Source organism: Halobacillus sp. SY10 (assembly GCF_045401165.1).
GTDB lineage: Bacteria > Bacillota > Bacilli > Bacillales > Halobacillaceae > Halobacillus > Halobacillus aidingensis.
The window spans coordinates 3,374,408-3,391,973 of record NZ_CP174345.1; the positions used below are offsets into that span (position 1 = coordinate 3,374,408).

Consider the following 17,566-nt stretch of genomic DNA (forward strand, 5'->3'; position numbering starts at 1 on the left):
CCCTCCATCAATATTCACATACTCATTCGTAAGTCCCATGTCCATTTATGGGGGTGTTTTTCAGTAAAAAGGTAAAATAATGAACAGCAATCCAACCGTTTGCCGATTGTTTTCCCCATCGATATAATAAAACCTTAGGAGGTTTTGAAGACCATGTTAGAAAGCTATTATACCGTAAAACCAGATGGATCAGAAGAAGTCACGATCCAGAAGTCCCGCTTTATTGGCTATGTCAAACGCTGTGAAACCGAAGAGGAAGCCCAGGACTTTATCGCGCAAATCAAAAAGAAGCACCATGATGCCACCCACAACTGCTCCGCCTACATGATTGGGGAGAATGACCTTATACAAAAAGCGAATGATGATGGAGAACCGAGCGGCACAGCTGGCGTTCCGATGCTCGAAGTTTTGAAAAAAAGAGGTCTTAAGGACACGGCTGTCGTAGTCACCCGTTACTTTGGCGGGATCAAGCTGGGTGCGGGCGGACTGATTCGTGCCTATGGTTCAACGACATCAGCAGCTATTGATACAACGGGTGTTGTGAAGCGCCAATTGATGCAGGAGATGAAAGTGAAGATTGAATACCACCTGCTCGGTAAAGTAGAAAACGCCGTAAGGAATTCAACCTACACATTGGAGACGATTAATTACTTGGAGAATGTGGAATTAATAGTATATGTAGAAAGCGGCCTTGAAGAAGACTTCGAACATTGGATGACTGACTTGACTAGTGGTCAAGCCACGATTGAAAGAGGAGACGCTTCCTACGTGGAATTTGATGTCACAGCTGAGTAAAGGAGCTCACATCAACATGAAACACAGCAAGCTTGCCATTTTCATGTGGTCCGTGGCTTTCATCGTGTTAATCGGCGTTGGCGCTGCCACCGGCTATGCCGTCTACCTTACCGATCAGGTGAAAGAAACAGCTACAGAATCCCACCAGGAACTCGAGAGAGGGGACAAATCAGAAAAGCGGGTGGAGGTTGTAAACCCAGCCAAAGATCACACATCTGTTCTTTTTGTAGGAATTGATGACAGTGAAGCTAGGTCTGAAGATACGTCCCGTTCGGATGCCCTCGTTCTAGCGACTTTCAACGATGATGATAAATCCATCAAAATGCTTAACATCCCCCGGGATTCTTTAACGTACATCCCGGAAGTAGGATATGAAGACAAAATTGCTCATGCCCACGCTTTTGGAGGAATTGATGCTACGGTTCAAACAGTGGAGCGTATGCTTGACGTGCCTGTCGATTATTATGTCCGTATGAACTTCCAATCTTTTGTAGAAATTGTTGACTCTATCGGCGGCATCACCTATGATGTTCCTTTTGCGATTACGGAGCAAAACAGTTCTGACCTTGCAGGGGCCATTGAGCTCGAAGAAGGACAACAAACGTTGAACGGAGAAGAGGCGCTGGCTTTAGCGAGAACTCGTAAATACGATAGTGACTTGGCGCGCGGAGAGAGACAGATGGAAATCATTCAACAAATCTTCCGTGAAACAGCTTCAACCCGTGGCTTAAATCATTTCGATGACATTTTGGCCTCCGTCAGTGAAAACATGAGTACAAATTTAACTTTTGAAGAGATCATCACCTTTAAAGATTATTTCCTCCAAGAAGAAGGCTTCACTTTCGAAAAAATGCAGCTTGATGGAGAAGGTGGCTTTACAGATAAAGGCTGGTATTATCAATTAGCAAAAGAAGATATTGAAACCACCAGTGAAGAATTAAAAGATCACCTTGGATTACGAAATCCGCTTGCTTCTGAAGATCCATCCTCAACCAACAGCGAACCGGACGATGTTGAAGAATCAATGTGAAATAAAAAACGGCCTCCTAAAAGGAAGCCGTTTTTCTTATTTTTCTTTTGGACCCTTAATCATATTCAAGATCGGTTTATAGTCTTTGCCAATTAAACCTGTCATTTCTACAATCATCTCGATCATCAACACCAACATGGCAAGTACAATGACCGCGCCATACATCGTGGCTTGTGAGAAAATGACGGCTGCCAGGCTGAACAAGGCACTAACGGCATAAATCATCAGGACAGACTCCGGATGGCTGTAACCTAAATTCAATAAGCAGTGATGCAAGTGTGATTTATCAGGTGCAGACAACGGTTTCCTGTGAATGACCCTTCTCACAATCGCAAACAAGGTATCAGAAATAGGTACACCTAAGATAATGACCGGGATGATGAAAGAAAACAATGTGACATTTTTAAAGCCCAGAAGTGCGAGCACACTAATCATGAACCCTAAGAATAACGCGCCTGTATCCCCCATGAAAATCTTAGCCGGATAAAAGTTATAAACAAGGAATCCAACGGTACTTCCAAGCATCATTAAGCCAGCAAAAACGACAAATACATTCCCCATCGTAATGGCCATTCCCGAGATCGTCAGCAAAGCGATGGCTGACACTCCTGCAGCTAACCCATCAAGTCCATCAATTAAATTAATGGCATTCGTTATCCCGACGATCCACAAAATCGTAATAGGAATGCTCAAATACCCAAATTCGATTTGGCCGCCAAAAGGCAGGTTGATGAAATCAATTTGAACGCCGCCCAAAACAACAACCAAGGTAGCCAATAACTGCCCGCTTAGTTTTACTTTGGCAGATAATTCTTTAAGGTCATCAAGAACACCAGTAATAATAATGATCGTTGCTCCTATAAATACCGGCCACGTATAATCACTTTCTGGAAAGAAAAATAAAATTCCTAAAGCAAAGCTGAGATAGATCGCCAAGCCACCTAGCCGCGGCATCACATTTTTATGAACTTTACGGTGATTCGGTTGATCGGTGGCACCAATTTTCACTGCTATTTTCTTGACCAGGGGTGTAATTAGAATCGAAGCGATCAAGCAAAATAGCAAGGCCTTGTACTCCATAAAGATCCTCCTCAGGTTTATTATGTCCTCTCCCAGAGGTCATAAGCTGATATATAATTTCCATATTTGTCTGTATAGTTACATCGGTTTTGCTACATATTAACCGTGAAAAATTATATCACAAGAAAACGGTTTTGATTGTAACGATTTAATTACTTTTCTTTAGCCAAACCCCCGCTTTTTGAAACATTTCTATGTAAAAAAACGCTAAATTCCTCCAAAATCCAATCCCTATAAGACCGAAGAATTGACAATAGGCCTTAAAAACATGCAAAATTCATCAAGTGCTTCAGCTTTTCTCATCATAACAGATTGGATTGGAATATTTTACACATATATGAAAATTTACAATCTTTTCCAAAAGGGAGGTCATGGATATGAGAGAGAGACGAAAATTAGAGCGGTCATTGAAGCCCCATTGGGTGTGGGCGATCGCATTTGGGTCAGCGATTGGCTGGGGAGCTTTTGTACTGCCGACCGACTGGATCAGTCAGGCCGGACCTCTAGGCGTTGTGATCGGCCTTTTGCTAGGGGCCATACTTATGATGATCATTGGGGTCAGTTACGGATTTCTTATTGAAAAGTTCCCGGTCACGGGTGGAGAATTCGCTTATGCCTATATTGGATTTGGAAGACAATTTGCATTTGTTGCAGGATGGTTTTTGACGCTTGGCTACATCTGCATTGTCGCTTTAAATGCGTCTGCATTGGCATTACTTACGAAATTTTTATTTCCTGACTTGGTTCGGACAGGAAATTTATACACGGTAGCTGGTTATGAAGTGTCCATCATTCAAATCGCGATTGCAAGCCTTGCTCTAATTGCTTTTGCCATTTTGAATATTCGTGGAGCAAGCTTTTCAGGACAAACTCAATTTATCTTCAGTTTAATTTTAATCGCAGGTATTGTGCTCTTAGCGATCGGAGCCGTCATCGCAGAGGGGCCGCAATTAGCAAACATCACACCTGCATTCCATCCGGATCAATCTACGCTCGCTTCTATTCTCACGATTTTAGCGATTGCACCTTTTGCTTATGTCGGTTTCGATAACATTCCACAAGCCGCTGAGGAGTTTAAATTCGAGGCAAAAAAAGCATTCGGACTAATCATATGGTCTCTCCTAGCAGCAGGGGTCGCCTATAGTGCGATGATTCTTATTACAGCAAGCACGATGCCTTGGCAGGAGCTGCTATTAAACATATCGGAGAACCAGTCGGTGTGGGGCACAGGAGACGCCATTGAAAGTTACCTTGGAAGAGCAGGCGTGTGGATTATTGCTGTAGCCGTTTGTATGGGTATTTTTACAGGGCTGAATGGATTTTACATATCCGCAAGCCGATTGACGTTTGCGATGGGAAGAGCAAGAATTTTACCAGACGTGTTCAGAAGATTGCACCCGAAATACAACACCCCTTACGTTGGAATCCTTTTCACAATGCTCATTTGTCTGATTGCTCCGTGGTTTGGAAGAGAAGCATTGTTATGGGTGGTAGATATGTCTTCCACAGGTGTAGCCATCGCCTATTTCTTTTGTACGGCAACGGCTTACAAGTTTTTCTCTTGGAAAGAAACAGGACCGGATTCGTCACGAACGGCTTCTCCTTGGAAGAAGTTGTTCTCTCTGGTCGGAATGATTAGTGCTATAGGGTTCCTGACCTTACTTTTACTCCCATTCTCCCCCGCTTCACTCGGGAAAGAGTCTTATATCGCTCTCTTGATTTGGGTCTCCTTAGGGGTTGTTTTCTACGCTTTCAACGCCAGACGTTACAACAGTATTGATCGAAAAGAAATGAACTATCTGATTTTAGAAAAAGAAGAGATATAAAAATTCCCCGCTATTTTTATAGCGGGGAATTTTCTTTATTGACCTTTATTTTTCAAATGTTCTTTCACCCATGCAGGTGGCCCCTGCTTAGATTTTTTTGAATGTTCTTTTACCCACGCCGGTGGGCCTTGCTTCGACTTTTTCAAATGAATCTGTGCAAGGACGGGATCATGGTCACTCGCACGACCATCCGCTTCAGAAAAGTCTGCATTGATATTAACGGTTTCCACTTTCGTACGCTTGGCCAGATGATTACTGACAAGGATATGATCCAGCACTTGAGAGTTTCCTTGGTAGATGTACGTGTATCGTTCTTCTTCCGGAAGCTTCTCCATCATGTTCGTGAGATCATCTCCTTTCAGGGTCTCGACCGGTGCTGAAAATTCGAAGTCATTCAAGTCACCTAGAACCACAACGTTTGAATGATCCATACGTTCTTCTACTTTTTCAACAAAGTCGTTGATCACTTCAGCTTGCTTCAAGCGCTGCACTTCACTTCCAAGCACGACCGGTTGATTGGCACCAAACAAACCATCATCGCCGCCTTTGGAATTAAAGTGGTTCGCAACGACGACAACTTTTTCACCATTGAACTCGAATTCAGCAGCCAACGATTTTCTTGAATCGTCAAAAGCTTCGTTCGTCGGATCAATACGTCCAGGGTTCAACGTCAATCCGTTTTCATTAACATCTACAGCCGTTGAAGCATCACCACTCGGCTTGTCTGTCAACGTGACACGATCAGGATTATAAATAAAACCGACGCGGATGTTCCCTCCTGGTTGACCACCATCTGTCTTATCAAGTGGTGCAATGTCTGTGAATTCATATTCCGGACCACCGGCTTTTACAATCGCATCAATCAATGTTTGGTAACTTTCGTTTGCTTCCACCGTTCCATCATCTGTTGGACCCGTATTATCTTGAACCTCTACAAGCCCGACTACGTCTGGAGTGTTCAAGTTTTCAACCATTGATTCGGCAATGCGTTGGACCTTTTCAGGGTCTGTGCCAGCATGGAAGTTTTCCATGTTATAAGTAGCCACCGTCATTTTAGGCTTCAAGCCCTTAAGCTCTGCCGACTGCCTGTCTGTTCCACCATCTTGAAGTTCAGGAAGCTCACCAGCAACACGGATTTTGTAATTGCTATAGTCGTAACTGACAACACCCGTAATCGACTGCTCGAAGTAATCTCCTGTTTTTGCCTGGACTTCGAATCCATCTACGTCAATAAGCATTCGCTCAGGATTGTAGTCTTCCGGTGAGATCAACAACCCACCAGCTCTTGTGAAATCCTGATCTTCATTTGTTTCTACATATACAGGTAGCTCATCATATTTAACAGGACCAGTGACCTTTGGTTCTGGAAGCTCAATAAGCATCCCTTCAAGACTTTCATAAAAATCAAGACCATCCTCTGCAGGATCGAAGGATTCCAGTCCATCATCTTCAATCACTTTTGTCGGTTGTTCCCGGTCAACACCAATGACAATAGGATCAGGTAAAGACTGCCCAGAGGAGGTAACCGTAACCTCATTAGCGGTAATTTGTGTCGTTAATAGATCTGCTGCATCAGAGTAACCATCTTCACGCCATTCGGTTACTTTTCCGTTCACAGATACGACATCACCGGTCTCTACTCCCGAGGAACGTTTATACACATAGATGCCTTCTGAAGTGGCAATATCGTTGTCCGGATTCAATGATTGAACATAGAAACCGTTGTTTCCATCGAGCTTCGTTACAACTCCTTCAACACCTTCAACCGATTGCCCTTCATATGGAGATGTGTGAGCGGCTCCCTGAAGATCATGGATCTCAACATCGTCCAATGCTTTTAATGCTTCGTATTCAAAAACAGCCACTTCACTCGTTTCACCGTTGGCACGTACAACAACTGCTTGAACGACAGTATCTTCCATAATTACAATCGGGGATTCATATGGCGTACTTTCTGCCGTCGGCTCTGAACCATCCAACGTATAATGAATAGAGGCGTCTGGCTCTGCCGTATTCAATGTAACTTCTGTTCCCTGCACGACTGATCCACCAGCAGGGCTTGCGGTGACAGCGAATACTTTTTCAATCAAATCAGATGGTGAACGAGGAACCAGTTTATATTCCCCGTAGTTGTAATCGACCACGCCTTTTACTTGTTCAAATGTATCCCCTACGCTTAATAAATCTTCGTTTTGAGGTTGAACCACAAAAGTTCCTTGTTCATCTTGAACAGTAAAATCACCATATTCATTTTTATCGATGACTTCTACATTGTTCACTTGTACAAACTCACCCTCGATGGCTTCTCCATTGGAGGCGGAGAAGGCAGAGGCATCGACTTCTTGAGCATCAGGTACACCCACAGAACTTTCTACCACTTCTACATTCGCGGAAGAAGCAAGAAGTTGAGCCATTCCAAAATATTCGCTATTTTCTCCTTGAGCTTCTACACGGTCACCCACCTGAACATTGAGTCCAGGGGCACGGACGATGATGCCAGCGGTTTCATCTTGTATGTAAAGGTTCGTCTGTCCGCCCGCTTCGAAAGCTGCTGTAGCGATTCCTTCCACACGTACAGTTTCCCCATTCTCCATAGCACGAGCTTCTGCAATCGTTTGTAATTCGACTTCCTCTTCTTCAGGTACTTCGTAGTTTCCAAGATAGCCGAATGTGTCTTTTGCGTACATATCCCATTCTTCACTAACCTGAAACTCATCGGTAGGGTCCCGGTCGCCATTCAAAACTTCTGGCTGCCTTACGAGTGTGACATCTTTACCAAATTCATCATTGCTGCCAACCTGCCCAATGCTGTCAATGACTCCATTCTCATTTTTTAATACTAAGACATCATCCCCATTAAAACCTGTCACTCCACTAGTCAGATCCGTGATAGACTGAATTTCTTCACCAGCCTGACTATCAGACACAATATAAACTTCTCCTGAAGCCAGTGTTCCAGTTAGAGATTCCGATCGAGATGGTTCCACACTACCATTGGAATATAGCTCCAATGTGTACGCGGATAGGTCAACATCTTCACCGGTACCATTGTAAATCTCCAATGCTTTATTAAAACTCGATCCTTCCACATATTCAGAAATAATCAGATCGTCCAAACCTTCAGCTTTAGCTGAAGAAGTAGGTATAACAGCATAGCTGAAAACTAATGATACGATTAACAACAGATGAAAGATTTTTTTCACAATGCATCCCCTTTGCCTAAAATATTAGTTAGGTCTAGTATATAAAATTCAGAATAGATTTTATATTTATTTTCCGTAAAAAAATGTAAATGTTCCCAATGACACGTGAAAAAACGACTATTTATAACAACACTTTTACAAATTATCCGACAAAAGATCCGTATCTATCGGATGTTTCCAACTGTGGTAAAATAGATAAGCGAGAGGTTAGAAATTGAGGTGTTCTATTTTGACAAAAAGAATCATACGAGTACGCAGACGTAAAAAGAAGAAAAAGATACGTCTGATTGCGGCTCTATTGTTTTTAATAACCTTAATGGCTGGCGGAGGCTTTTACTATGTGACACAAGTGTACACTGCTGCCTACGAAGGTCTGGACAGAGGAGATAAATCAGATCTGCGAGAAGAAGCGGTCGATGCCCAGGAAGATCCAATTTCCATCCTTCTGATGGGCGTAGAGGATTATTCCACAGATGGACGGGCCGGACGCGCAGATACCCAAATCGTATTAACACTTGATCCAGACACAAATAAAATGACGATGACGAGTATTCCTAGAGATACACTCGTTGATATACCAGCTTCAAAAGTACGGCAGAAATATGCAGGTTCCCATAAAATCAATGCTGCTTATACGCTAGGTGAAGTTACAGGATATGGAGCAGAAAAACTAACTGTAGAAACAGTGGAAGATTTGTTGGACATTCCGATTGATAAATATGCCACCGTCAACTTTGATGGTTTTATTGAAGTTGTTGACCTTCTTGGTGGAGTGACGATTGATGTTAAGGAAGGGTTCTGGGAGCGAAGCAGCCTGGATTACTACAAAAAGATAGAGTTTGAAGAAGGGCCAATGAAAATGAACGGAGAAGAAGCACTAGCCTTTGTTCGCATGAGAAAGCGTAATGTTGCTGTTACTTACACGAGGGATGAAAGGCAGAGACAATTCCTTAAGGCAAGTATTGATGAAGCTTTGTCTCCAGGAACGCTGTTCAAAATAAACGAAATGAAAGATGTCGTGGGGGAGAACGTCAGTACGAACCTTACCCCTGGTGAAATGCTCAGTTTAAGAAAAGCCTTCTCTTCAGATCAAACCTCAGTGGATACTATAGAAATACATGGTGAAAACAAACGTCTCAATGACGGGCTTTATTATTTCGTCCCTGATGAAGAGAGTCTTGATGAAACAACAAACACTTTAAAGAAATCATTAGATCTCCCAGTATTGGAAGACAACACTTATGATAACTAACTCCATAGAGACAAAGAAAAGGGACGTTCCTAGTTTAAGGAAGTCCCTTTTCTTATCCCACCGGTTTAAAAATGAGTATGCCATTCATTCTGCAAAACTGAAACGGTCCATCATACTTTTCTATAGATGTCCCATCTGCATTTTCAATGCCAATTGTATGTACACTGCCCTTATTATCCAAAACATTCCTGAACGTATCTTCCGTCAACTGCCTCAAAGGTTCAATGACAATCGTTCGATCGATTCTTACACTATAACGTGCACTCAACACTAACTCTGTGTGCTCTAATAACAGTTTGGTCAATTGCGGCAAAAGATTACACCCTCTCATCAATCGTACGCAATACTTTTTCCTTCTACTAATATATCTATAATTTCCTTTTTTAGAAACAGCATATTTGACTAGTAATTATTGATTACAAAAGAAAAAATTACCAAAAGTAATGCCCTTCCCGTATAATAGGAAGGGCACACAAGCTATTCTTCTATAATACGATAATTGGTATGAGCCACAACCGTTCTGTCGTATTCAAAATCGATTTCATCTAAGTTGTCCATAATCGTCAAATCTACGATCACGGATTGTTGACATTGACTCGGAATGACTTTGCCTTTGAAAATGATGTCATTTCTCTCAAAAGTTACGATTTGCCCTGGAGTGGCAATGCGATCATCAGGTTGTATCATATCTCTCTACCCTTTCTCTTCCTCGTATTTTGAATAAACTTTACAATAAATTAACAAACAATTCAAACAAAACTTTTACAATATATGTTACTAAATTCGACAAGATTATACAAGTAAAACGATAGGAGGTTTAATAATTTTCTCAGGAGATATATACAATATTATGAAGTTATACAAAAATTAGGAGGTTTTTATGAGATCTGATATAAAAAAGACAAAAAAGATCATCCTTTTATCCTTCTTACTATTCATTCTATTCTTATCATCAGCAGTGATGACACCTCTTCTACTAGGTCCAGAGTTTTTAATGGCAGAAGATTCATTGAAAACCTCTAAAGAATATGATGCCATCATTGTGTTGAGTGGAAGTGAGGAACGTCTCGATCATGGTGTTGAGCTTTTCGATGAAGGATTTGCGAGTCATATGCTTTTGACTAATTCGACGGAAAGTGGGACAACGCTGGAGGAAGCCAAAGATAAAGGTGTGCCCCAAAACGCAATTTTTGAAGAACCTTCTGCCACCAGTACATATGAAAATGCGACACTCTCGAAAGATATTATGGAGGAAGAAGGTTTTGAATCCGCCCTTGTTGTCACAAGCGATTACCATTCCCGGCGTACGAAAATGACCTTCGATGATATTTACGACAACCAGATAGAGGTGGACTACTTCTTCGTCTCTTCTTTCTTTGATCCTTCTGATGGAATGACCGAACATGAGAAAAGAATGACATTCGGCGAATATGTGAAAATGGGAGTCTATTGGTTCCGTTTACTCTTAGAGTAAACGGAATTTTTTCTTCCTTTTCTGACATTTAATTATATAGCCCTATGGACAATCTTGATCGACTCCTTTATTATGAAAGCGATTTCACTTATAACTTTGAAAGGATGGGATTCGTTTGATTCAAAAACGTTGGATTTGGCTGATCGGTATCGCGCTATTATTTTTGTCATTTGCGCAACCGGTTGCATCTACATATGCAGATGCTAAAACATACGATGAAGTTGTATTGCGCGGGAACGCTGAAACCTTAGATTGGAGTTCGGATAACAATCCTCTGACTTACAATGCAGAAGAAGGAGTATGGCTCAGTGCTCCAATACCATTGGAAGGTGGAAAAGTGACAGAGTTCAAGTTTGTTTATGATGGAAATTGGATGTCTGGAGCAAACTTGACGTTCACAGCTCCTCAAGATGCCGAGTACATTTTCGCTTTTCACCCTGAAAACGAACGCAAAGTCGACATCCACCTCGCTGATACTTACGAAGCAAGTGTGGAGCTTGAGCTCACCGTACCTGAGGGAACGCCGGAATGGGTGACACCTACGGTCGCTTCAAGCAAAAATGACTTCCATTACACAGCCGCACCTATGACGAAAACCTCTAAAAATACGTACACAACTAAAATTGTAGGACAAGCAGGCGAAGAAGTTTCTTATTTTTATAGTCTTGCCGGGGAATCTTATAAGGAAAATCTCGACGAACCCCGTACAGTGACATTATCCACCTCTGGCGATACTGAAGAGGATACGGTCACCCAGTGGAAGAAAGTTCCTGTCGCCCAATCGGTCACTCACGATTATAACCATTCCCCTTACGTTCCAAACCACCGTGATGATGTAACCGTTAAAGTTGAAGTGCAGCACTTTGGACCGATCGACAAAGGAGCCATCTATTATACGACGGACGGCACCACTCCAGATGGAAAACGAGGAGAAGCTGCCAATGGACAAACCGTTCCTTTAAAAGTGACGGATACATCTGAAAATGCCGATGGATTGAAAACATCGATCATGGAAGGTGTTATTCCCTCTCAGAAAAAAGAAACACGCGTAAAATATAAACTCGATGTTTGGAACTCAAACAGTGACGGCTCTCAATTTGCCGATAACAATGTATTGAGTTCTGAGGGTGCCACCGAGTTCGCTTATTATGTTGACACATATGAATCTCCAGAGTGGGCGAAAGAAGCGGTCATTTATCAGGTGTTCGTCGACCGTTTCCGAGATGGAAGTACGGAGAACAATACGTCTGTAAACCCTGAACAGCCATACGATGAACAGCTGAAGGGCTGGATGGGCGGAGACATTCAAGGTGTCCTTGAAAAAATAGATTATATCGAGAATCTTGGTGTGAATACACTTTGGATTTCACCAATTTACGAGGGCCCGTATTCCCACGGATATCATCCAACAGACTTCATGAACATCGACCCTCGTTTTGGCAGCAATCAACTCATGAAAGAACTTGTGGATGAAGCACACAAACGCGATATGAAAGTCGTTTATGATCTCGTACCGAACCATACATCCGATCAGCACGATTTTTTCCAGGATGCCTTAGAAAAAGGACCAGACAGTCCTTACTATGATTGGTACACATTTACGAATTACCCGAATGAATATGATACGTTTTATGGCATTCAAGAGCTTCCTGAGTTGAACAACGACAATCCAGAAACGCGTGAGTACATGCTGGATGAAGTCGTTCCGTTCTGGATGAATGAAATCGGCGTCGACGGTTTCCGCCTGGATTATGCCAAAGGCCCGAGCCAAAGCTTCTGGGTTGATTTCCGTCATAAAGTAAAATCAATCGATGACGATGCTTTCATTTTCGGAGAAGTGTGGGACAACCTTGATACCATCTCTTCTTATAAAGGAAAGTTAGATGGGGCGATTGATTTTGAGACACATTCAGCGATTACAAATGCCTTCATTCAGGATGGTTCAGTAAACGCACTAGCATCATCTCTCGAGCAGACCTTCGGGACTTATGGCGATGAATTCGTTGCGGCAACCTTTTTAGATAGTCACGACATGCCGCGCTTTTTGTTTGAAGCTGATGGAAACGAAGAAACACTGAAAAATGCAGCAGCGCTACAGTTTACGTTACCTGGCGCACCAATCATCTACTATGGAGATGAGGTCGGCTTGTCCCAGAGCGGTGACCATAACCTTGTGGACGAGTGGAAAGACCGTTACTACCGCGAAATGATGATTTGGGAGGAAGAAAAACAGAACGGGAATATTCTATCCCATTACAAAGCGTTGATTGATGCAAGAAATGACCAGCCAGCCTTAACGCAAGGCGACTTCAACATCATCTACTCTGATGATGATGTACTCGTCTTTGAACGTTCCGTGCCACAGGACAAAGTGCTTGTTGTCATGAACCTGGGCGAAGAGGACCGTAAGCTCGATATCATCGACCTTTACAACCAGCAGACCCCGAACAAAGTACAGCTCACATCGCTTCTTGAAAAGGAAAAGCTGAAGAGTCATAAAGGCATCCTAGAAATGACAAGCGAAGCAGGGTCTGTTGCGATTTATGATGTCAAAGGGAAGCTGCGCTATGAGGCTCCATCGGAAGAAGAGAAATACATCAAAGTCGTATTGCGTGGATCTGCACCTTTCGACTGGTCCAGTGATGCGAACATGCTGACCTTCGATGAAAAGGAAGCCCTTTGGAAAAGTGAACCGATTGAATTGACCGCAGGAGAAACGGTGGAATATAAATTTGTCCGTGACGGCGAATGGCTGGAAGGCGATAACCTCCACTTCACACCCGAAGCAGATGGGGAATATATCTTTATTTTTGACCCTCAAAACGAATACCAAGTGACGGTGGAACAGGTTCAAGCCAAGAATGAAGCCGCCTGACAGAAGAGCTTCCTACTTTTTTAGTAGGAAGCTTTTTGTTATTTATGATAATCCCATAATATCCTCCATTCTCCTTTTTCTTCTGCCACATAAACATCTTGATGCAGGCGGAAAAGCCCGTATTTTCCTTTATATGTTTGAATCACAGTCGCTTGATACACTGGACTTAAAGGTTTCGAGCCTTTTTCCATGGTCCATTGATCTAGTTTTTTCAGATCACCGAGGACAAACTCAAAACTCTCCACACCGAAATGGTTCATGAACACGTGCGCACGGTCTTGTATGTAATGTCCTTTTGTGAATTTCTCTTTCATTTGAGAATGAAAAAGCTCCCACGAATCCGAAAACTTCCCTTGTTGTTCATGCAAATAAAATTGTTCGATGGTACTGTCTGCACGTTGGCCAGGTCTAGTCATAAAGAAAATGGTGAGGACAATGGCAAGGATAACAATCAAGCCTAAAACAAAGATGAAAATCATGGGTGAACGGCTCCGCTTCATGTGATCCCCTCCCCTACTTACCTTATGCACGAGAGTAGAAAAAAAGAAAAGCCTGACTCTTATTTGAGTCAGGCTTACACGATCAATAAGGGTCCGCTTCGTGTCCTTTTTCCTGAGCTTTTTCAACGGCATCCGCCGCTCCAGCACTTCCGATCGGAGAGCCTCCCTGTTTCGGCAGCTTTCCTTTGGTCGGAGTGATTTCACTCGCCATTTCTTCGTTCATGTTTCCTGCGTTCATGCCGAGCCCTTCCGCTACCCGTTTTCCATAATCCTCATCACATTGGGAAAAAAAAGAAATCATTTTCTTCTGGATGTGAGACTGGCATGGCTTCAGGGAAGTGACGAGGTTCATAATTAGATCATCTCGCTCCCAGTCTTTTAAAAGTCGGTAGCGCTCGCCGGCTTGCTTGAAGTTATTTTCCCGATCAATGGGCTCTTTCTTCAACTTGCCTTCCGCATAAGGCTGATGCGGCTTTGTCTTCGGTGTTGCTTCTTCCAAGCCATTTAGAGTCGAAGGTTCATAATTCACATGTGGATTCGCATCTTTTGGACGATCCGTGAAGTAGGACATGTTGCCACCTTCGTAGTTGGTCGCCACATGTTTTTTTGGAGCATTCACCGGCAGCTGCTGATAGTTCGCACCCACACGATAGCGCTGTGTATCGGAATAAGAGAATGTACGCCCTTGCAGCATTTTATCATCCGAAAAGTCGAGTCCGTCCACAAGTACCCCTGTACCGAAAGCTGCCTGCTCGATTTCATTGAAGTGGTTGTCCGGATTTTTATTGAGCACCATTTTTCCTACCTTTAAAAATGGAAACTGATCCTCCGGCCAAATTTTCGTATCGTCGAGAGGGTCAAAATCAAGTTCTGGATGTTCATGATCATCCATGATTTGAACACAAAGCTCCCACTCGGGATAGTCGCCACTTTCGATCGCTTCATACAAATCTTGAGTGGCATGGTTGAAGTTTTCGCCCTGGATTTCATTCGCCTCTTCTTGGGTCAAGTTTTTGATCCCTTGCTTTAAAGGCTCCCAGTGATATTTAACGAGGACAGCTTTTCCTTCCTCGTTCACCCAGCGATACGTGTTTACACCTGACCCTTGCATCTGCCGGTAGTTCGCCGGAATCCCCCATGGGGAGAAAAGGAACGTCACCATATGCATCGCCTCAGGCGTTTGACTGATGAAATCGAAAATCCGCTCACTATCCTGGATGTTCGTGACAGGGTCCGGCTTGAAGGCATGAATCAAATCCGGGAACTTCATCGCATCACGGATGAAGAAAACTTTCAAGTTGTTTCCAACCAAGTCCCAGTTTCCGTCTTCCGTATAAAACTTCACCGCAAACCCGCGCGGGTCACGCAGCGTCTCGGGAGACCCCGCCGAATGGGTAACCGTTGAAAAACGGACGAGCACAGGGGTTTGTTTTCCTGCACCAGAAAACACCTTTGCCCTTGTGTATTTTTCCACAGGTTCGTCCCCTACTTTGCCATATGTTTCAAAGTACCCATGCGCGCCAGTTCCGCGCGCGTGCACCACACGTTCAGGAACCCGCTCCCTGTCGAAGTGGGAAATTTTTTCAATGTAATCATAGTTCTCAAGCGTCGCCGGGCCACGATTACCGACCGTACGCAGATTTTGATTGGTGCGGACAGGATGCCCCTGTCTTGTCGTTAATGTCTTTTCATTTTCCTCTTCAGAAAAGCGCTGATCCTCCGCTCCTCCTGGACCTTGTTCATGTTTACCCATACTCTTCCCTCCTCAGTTGTATAGGAAGAGTTTTTGCTGAGGTCAGGTTTTTTATTCCATAAGAGGAAATAAGATTATGTTAGCGAGTTTAGGGAATTTATTAGCAGCTTTGGGGGGTTTTATTAGCGGTTTTGGTACTTTATTAGCGACTTCCGCAGTTTTATTGGCGACTTTAAGGATTTATCGGTGACTTCTGGACTTTTATCAATGGGTTTTTACATTTTATCAGTAGGTTCCACTATTTTATCAGTAGCTTTCAAGAATTTATCGGTGGCTTTTAGACTTTTATCAATATCAACTTAAAAAAGGCTTAGAGCACTGAGCTCTAAGCCTTTAAAAGGTCAACCTTCGATATAATCCTTCAGCTGAGTGATCCGCTTACTCATGCTGCTCGGACTAACATCATATTTCGTCGCTACTGCTTTTTTCGTCACCTTCTCAGGTTCAGTGCGAAACTCTTCAGATGTACGATAAATGTGTTCAAGCGCAGCAGAAACCACTTCCGGTTTACGGAACGTCGGATCTTCTGCCTGTTTATAAGAGAGCCAAGCTTCACGCAACCTCTCAAAGGTTGGTTCTGTTTTCAGCTCATCATCGACAAGATCGAGCACATCATCTTCCTCGGTTCCTTGCGTATCTTGTTCTTGCAATTCTTGTTTTTCTGAGGATTCTTCAGAAACGTTCATATACATCCAGTTTCTCAACTGTTCAATAAGTGTATCCTGCATGTAGGCATGAATCGATTCATATCCAGCCTGCTGGCATTTTTCCTCTATCGTCTGTTTGAAAGTTTGGTAGGACTCCTCATAGTTTGGAATCGCAAGCGGTACGAAGTTGAAGATCGGTCCCCATTTCAGAGCGACTCCAATCATATACGGCATGTGCGGGTAATTTTCTTCCTTCAATGGAATGCCGTCACGCTTCACTTCGTAGGTTAGGCCACTCCACACATCTTTAACTGTTACCGTTTGCTCAGACTGAATTTCCTGGATGTGGAAAACACTAGCGAGTGGTGATTTCCACGCTTCCATCGACGCTAGAGTCGCTGGACGGACGATTTTGTCCTGCTTCTTTTCAAAGAATTCCTCATAGAGCGTTGTTCCATCTTCTTGCTGTTCCATGAATACACCTTGTACCATACGGAAAGCCGCTTCTACTTCTTCCTCCTGCGTTTCACGCTCGTCGTTAGGCGTAGTATTCGGATAGTTACGGTTCACATAGGCCATAAAGTGACTGTAGTGACCTTTCAACTCCTCATGAAGGCTTGTGGATCCCACGCCTTCGTCTGTCTTATTCATGCAACATTTCTTATATTTCTTCCCACTTCCACATGGACATGGGTCATTTCTTTTTACCTTACTCATTAATATCCCTCTCTTAACTCATAAACGTTCAACTCTACTAGAGTACCGAAGATTGAGCCAACATGCAAAAAATCAAGGAAAAAAGAAGGAGGAAATAATATACAGACCAGGTCATCCAATATTTGGATGACCTGGTCTGTCATTAATTGGATGAAGAATGTGACTCTCAGTCACATGGTAAATATTGTAAGACTTGGTCGCGCAGTTTTCGGGTGACCTACTCCGGCATGAATTGGATAATACATGTGACTCTCAGTCACATGGTAAATATTGTAAGACCTGGTCTCCCAGATTTCGGATGACCTACTCCGGCATGAATTGGATAAAACATGTGACTCTCAGTCACATGTTAAATATTGTAAGACCTGGTCTCCCAGATTTCGGATGACCTACTCCGGCATGAATTGGATAAAA

Annotated in this window: 13 protein-coding genes; 6 read left to right on the forward strand and 7 right to left on the reverse strand. The window is 43.1% G+C overall.

Going from position 1 to position 17,566, the window contains the following annotated elements; genetic code table 11:
- The first annotated feature begins 153 nt into the window (after positions 1–153).
- Both ACJA3J_RS17305 and ACJA3J_RS17310 read left to right on the forward strand, forming a co-directional pair.
- Entirely contained in the window at positions 154–795 is a 642-nt protein-coding gene (locus ACJA3J_RS17305) for a YigZ family protein (protein ID WP_406944715.1), read from the forward strand.
- A 16-nt stretch (positions 796–811) separates the two neighbouring features.
- On the forward strand, positions 812–1,825 hold the full coding sequence (locus ACJA3J_RS17310; protein ID WP_406944716.1) for an LCP family protein: 1,014 nt from the start codon (positions 812–814) through the stop codon (positions 1,823–1,825).
- A gap of 36 nt (positions 1,826–1,861) precedes the next feature.
- Here the strand turns inward: ACJA3J_RS17310 and ACJA3J_RS17315 are convergent, their stop codons facing one another.
- On the reverse strand, positions 1,862–2,905 hold the full coding sequence (locus ACJA3J_RS17315) for a glycosyltransferase family 4 protein (RefSeq protein WP_406944717.1): 1,044 nt from the start codon (positions 2,903–2,905) through the stop codon (positions 1,862–1,864).
- 377 nt (positions 2,906–3,282) lie between these two features.
- Between ACJA3J_RS17315 and ACJA3J_RS17320 the strand changes: the two genes are divergently transcribed.
- The gene (locus ACJA3J_RS17320; protein WP_406944718.1) at positions 3,283–4,731 is read left to right on the forward strand and encodes an APC family permease; all 1,449 of its coding nucleotides are present in this window, start codon (positions 3,283–3,285) and stop codon (positions 4,729–4,731) included.
- A 35-nt stretch (positions 4,732–4,766) separates the two neighbouring features.
- On the opposite strand, the gene ACJA3J_RS17325 is transcribed toward ACJA3J_RS17320, so the two are convergent.
- Positions 4,767–7,934 carry a chitobiase/beta-hexosaminidase C-terminal domain-containing protein gene (locus ACJA3J_RS17325; RefSeq protein ID WP_406944719.1) on the reverse strand — a complete coding sequence of 1,056 codons (3,168 nt, stop codon included), beginning with the start codon at positions 7,932–7,934 and terminating at the stop codon, positions 4,767–4,769.
- 229 nt (positions 7,935–8,163) lie between these two features.
- Between ACJA3J_RS17325 and ACJA3J_RS17330 the strand changes: the two genes are divergently transcribed.
- On the forward strand, positions 8,164–9,186 hold the full coding sequence (locus ACJA3J_RS17330; protein ID WP_406944720.1) for an LCP family protein: 1,023 nt from the start codon (positions 8,164–8,166) through the stop codon (positions 9,184–9,186).
- A 52-nt stretch (positions 9,187–9,238) separates the two neighbouring features.
- Here the strand turns inward: ACJA3J_RS17330 and ACJA3J_RS17335 are convergent, their stop codons facing one another.
- Together ACJA3J_RS17335 and ACJA3J_RS17340 are read right to left on the reverse strand one after the other, a co-directional pair.
- Positions 9,239–9,499 (reverse strand): hypothetical protein, encoded by a 261-nt coding sequence (locus ACJA3J_RS17335; protein WP_406944721.1) that lies wholly within the window; start codon positions 9,497–9,499, stop codon positions 9,239–9,241.
- Positions 9,500–9,663: 164 nt separating this feature from the next.
- Positions 9,664–9,873, reverse strand: a complete 210-nt coding sequence (locus tag ACJA3J_RS17340) for a YkvS family protein (protein WP_089651290.1) — start codon at positions 9,871–9,873, stop codon at positions 9,664–9,666.
- A gap of 193 nt (positions 9,874–10,066) precedes the next feature.
- Here ACJA3J_RS17340 and ACJA3J_RS17345 point away from each other — a divergent pair, with 193 nt between their 5' ends.
- Together ACJA3J_RS17345 and ACJA3J_RS17350 are read left to right on the forward strand one after the other, a co-directional pair.
- On the forward strand, positions 10,067–10,660 hold the full coding sequence (locus ACJA3J_RS17345; protein ID WP_406944722.1) for a YdcF family protein: 594 nt from the start codon (positions 10,067–10,069) through the stop codon (positions 10,658–10,660).
- Between the two features lie 115 nt (positions 10,661–10,775).
- Positions 10,776–13,535, forward strand: coding sequence for an alpha-amylase family glycosyl hydrolase (locus tag ACJA3J_RS17350; RefSeq protein ID WP_406944723.1), 2,760 nt, complete (start codon positions 10,776–10,778; stop codon positions 13,533–13,535).
- Positions 13,536–13,573: 38 nt separating this feature from the next.
- Here the strand turns inward: ACJA3J_RS17350 and ACJA3J_RS17355 are convergent, their stop codons facing one another.
- From ACJA3J_RS17355 to ACJA3J_RS17365, 3 genes are all read right to left on the reverse strand, one after another.
- A complete protein-coding gene (locus tag ACJA3J_RS17355; RefSeq protein ID WP_406944724.1) occupies positions 13,574–14,035 on the reverse strand; it encodes a hypothetical protein in 462 nt (153 codons plus the stop codon).
- Positions 14,036–14,117: 82 nt separating this feature from the next.
- Positions 14,118–15,788 carry a catalase gene (locus tag ACJA3J_RS17360; RefSeq protein WP_406944725.1) on the reverse strand — a complete coding sequence of 557 codons (1,671 nt, stop codon included), beginning with the start codon at positions 15,786–15,788 and terminating at the stop codon, positions 14,118–14,120.
- Between the two features lie 341 nt (positions 15,789–16,129).
- Positions 16,130–17,152 (reverse strand): SEC-C metal-binding domain-containing protein, encoded by a 1,023-nt coding sequence (locus ACJA3J_RS17365; RefSeq protein WP_406944726.1) that lies wholly within the window; start codon positions 17,150–17,152, stop codon positions 16,130–16,132.
- Positions 17,153–17,566: the final 414 nt, after the last annotated feature.

Excerpts from the sequence above, each read along its gene's own strand:
- ACJA3J_RS17355 (WP_406944724.1), bottom strand. The coding sequence starts at position 14,035 with ATGAAGCGGAGCCGTTCACCCATGATTTTCATCTTTGTTTTAGGCTTG.
- ACJA3J_RS17310 (WP_406944716.1), top strand. The coding sequence starts at position 812 with ATGAAACACAGCAAGCTTGCCATTTTCATGTGGTCCGTGGCTTTCATC.
- ACJA3J_RS17315 (WP_406944717.1), bottom strand. The coding sequence starts at position 2,905 with ATGGAGTACAAGGCCTTGCTATTTTGCTTGATCGCTTCGATTCTAATT.
- ACJA3J_RS17365 (WP_406944726.1), bottom strand. The coding sequence starts at position 17,152 with ATGAGTAAGGTAAAAAGAAATGACCCATGTCCATGTGGAAGTGGGAAG.
- ACJA3J_RS17360 (WP_406944725.1), bottom strand. The coding sequence starts at position 15,788 with ATGGGTAAACATGAACAAGGTCCAGGAGGAGCGGAGGATCAGCGCTTT.
- ACJA3J_RS17340 (WP_089651290.1), bottom strand. The coding sequence starts at position 9,873 with ATGATACAACCTGATGATCGCATTGCCACTCCAGGGCAAATCGTAACT.
- ACJA3J_RS17305 (WP_406944715.1), top strand. The coding sequence starts at position 154 with ATGTTAGAAAGCTATTATACCGTAAAACCAGATGGATCAGAAGAAGTC.
- ACJA3J_RS17345 (WP_406944722.1), top strand. The coding sequence starts at position 10,067 with ATGAGATCTGATATAAAAAAGACAAAAAAGATCATCCTTTTATCCTTC.
- ACJA3J_RS17320 (WP_406944718.1), top strand. The coding sequence starts at position 3,283 with ATGAGAGAGAGACGAAAATTAGAGCGGTCATTGAAGCCCCATTGGGTG.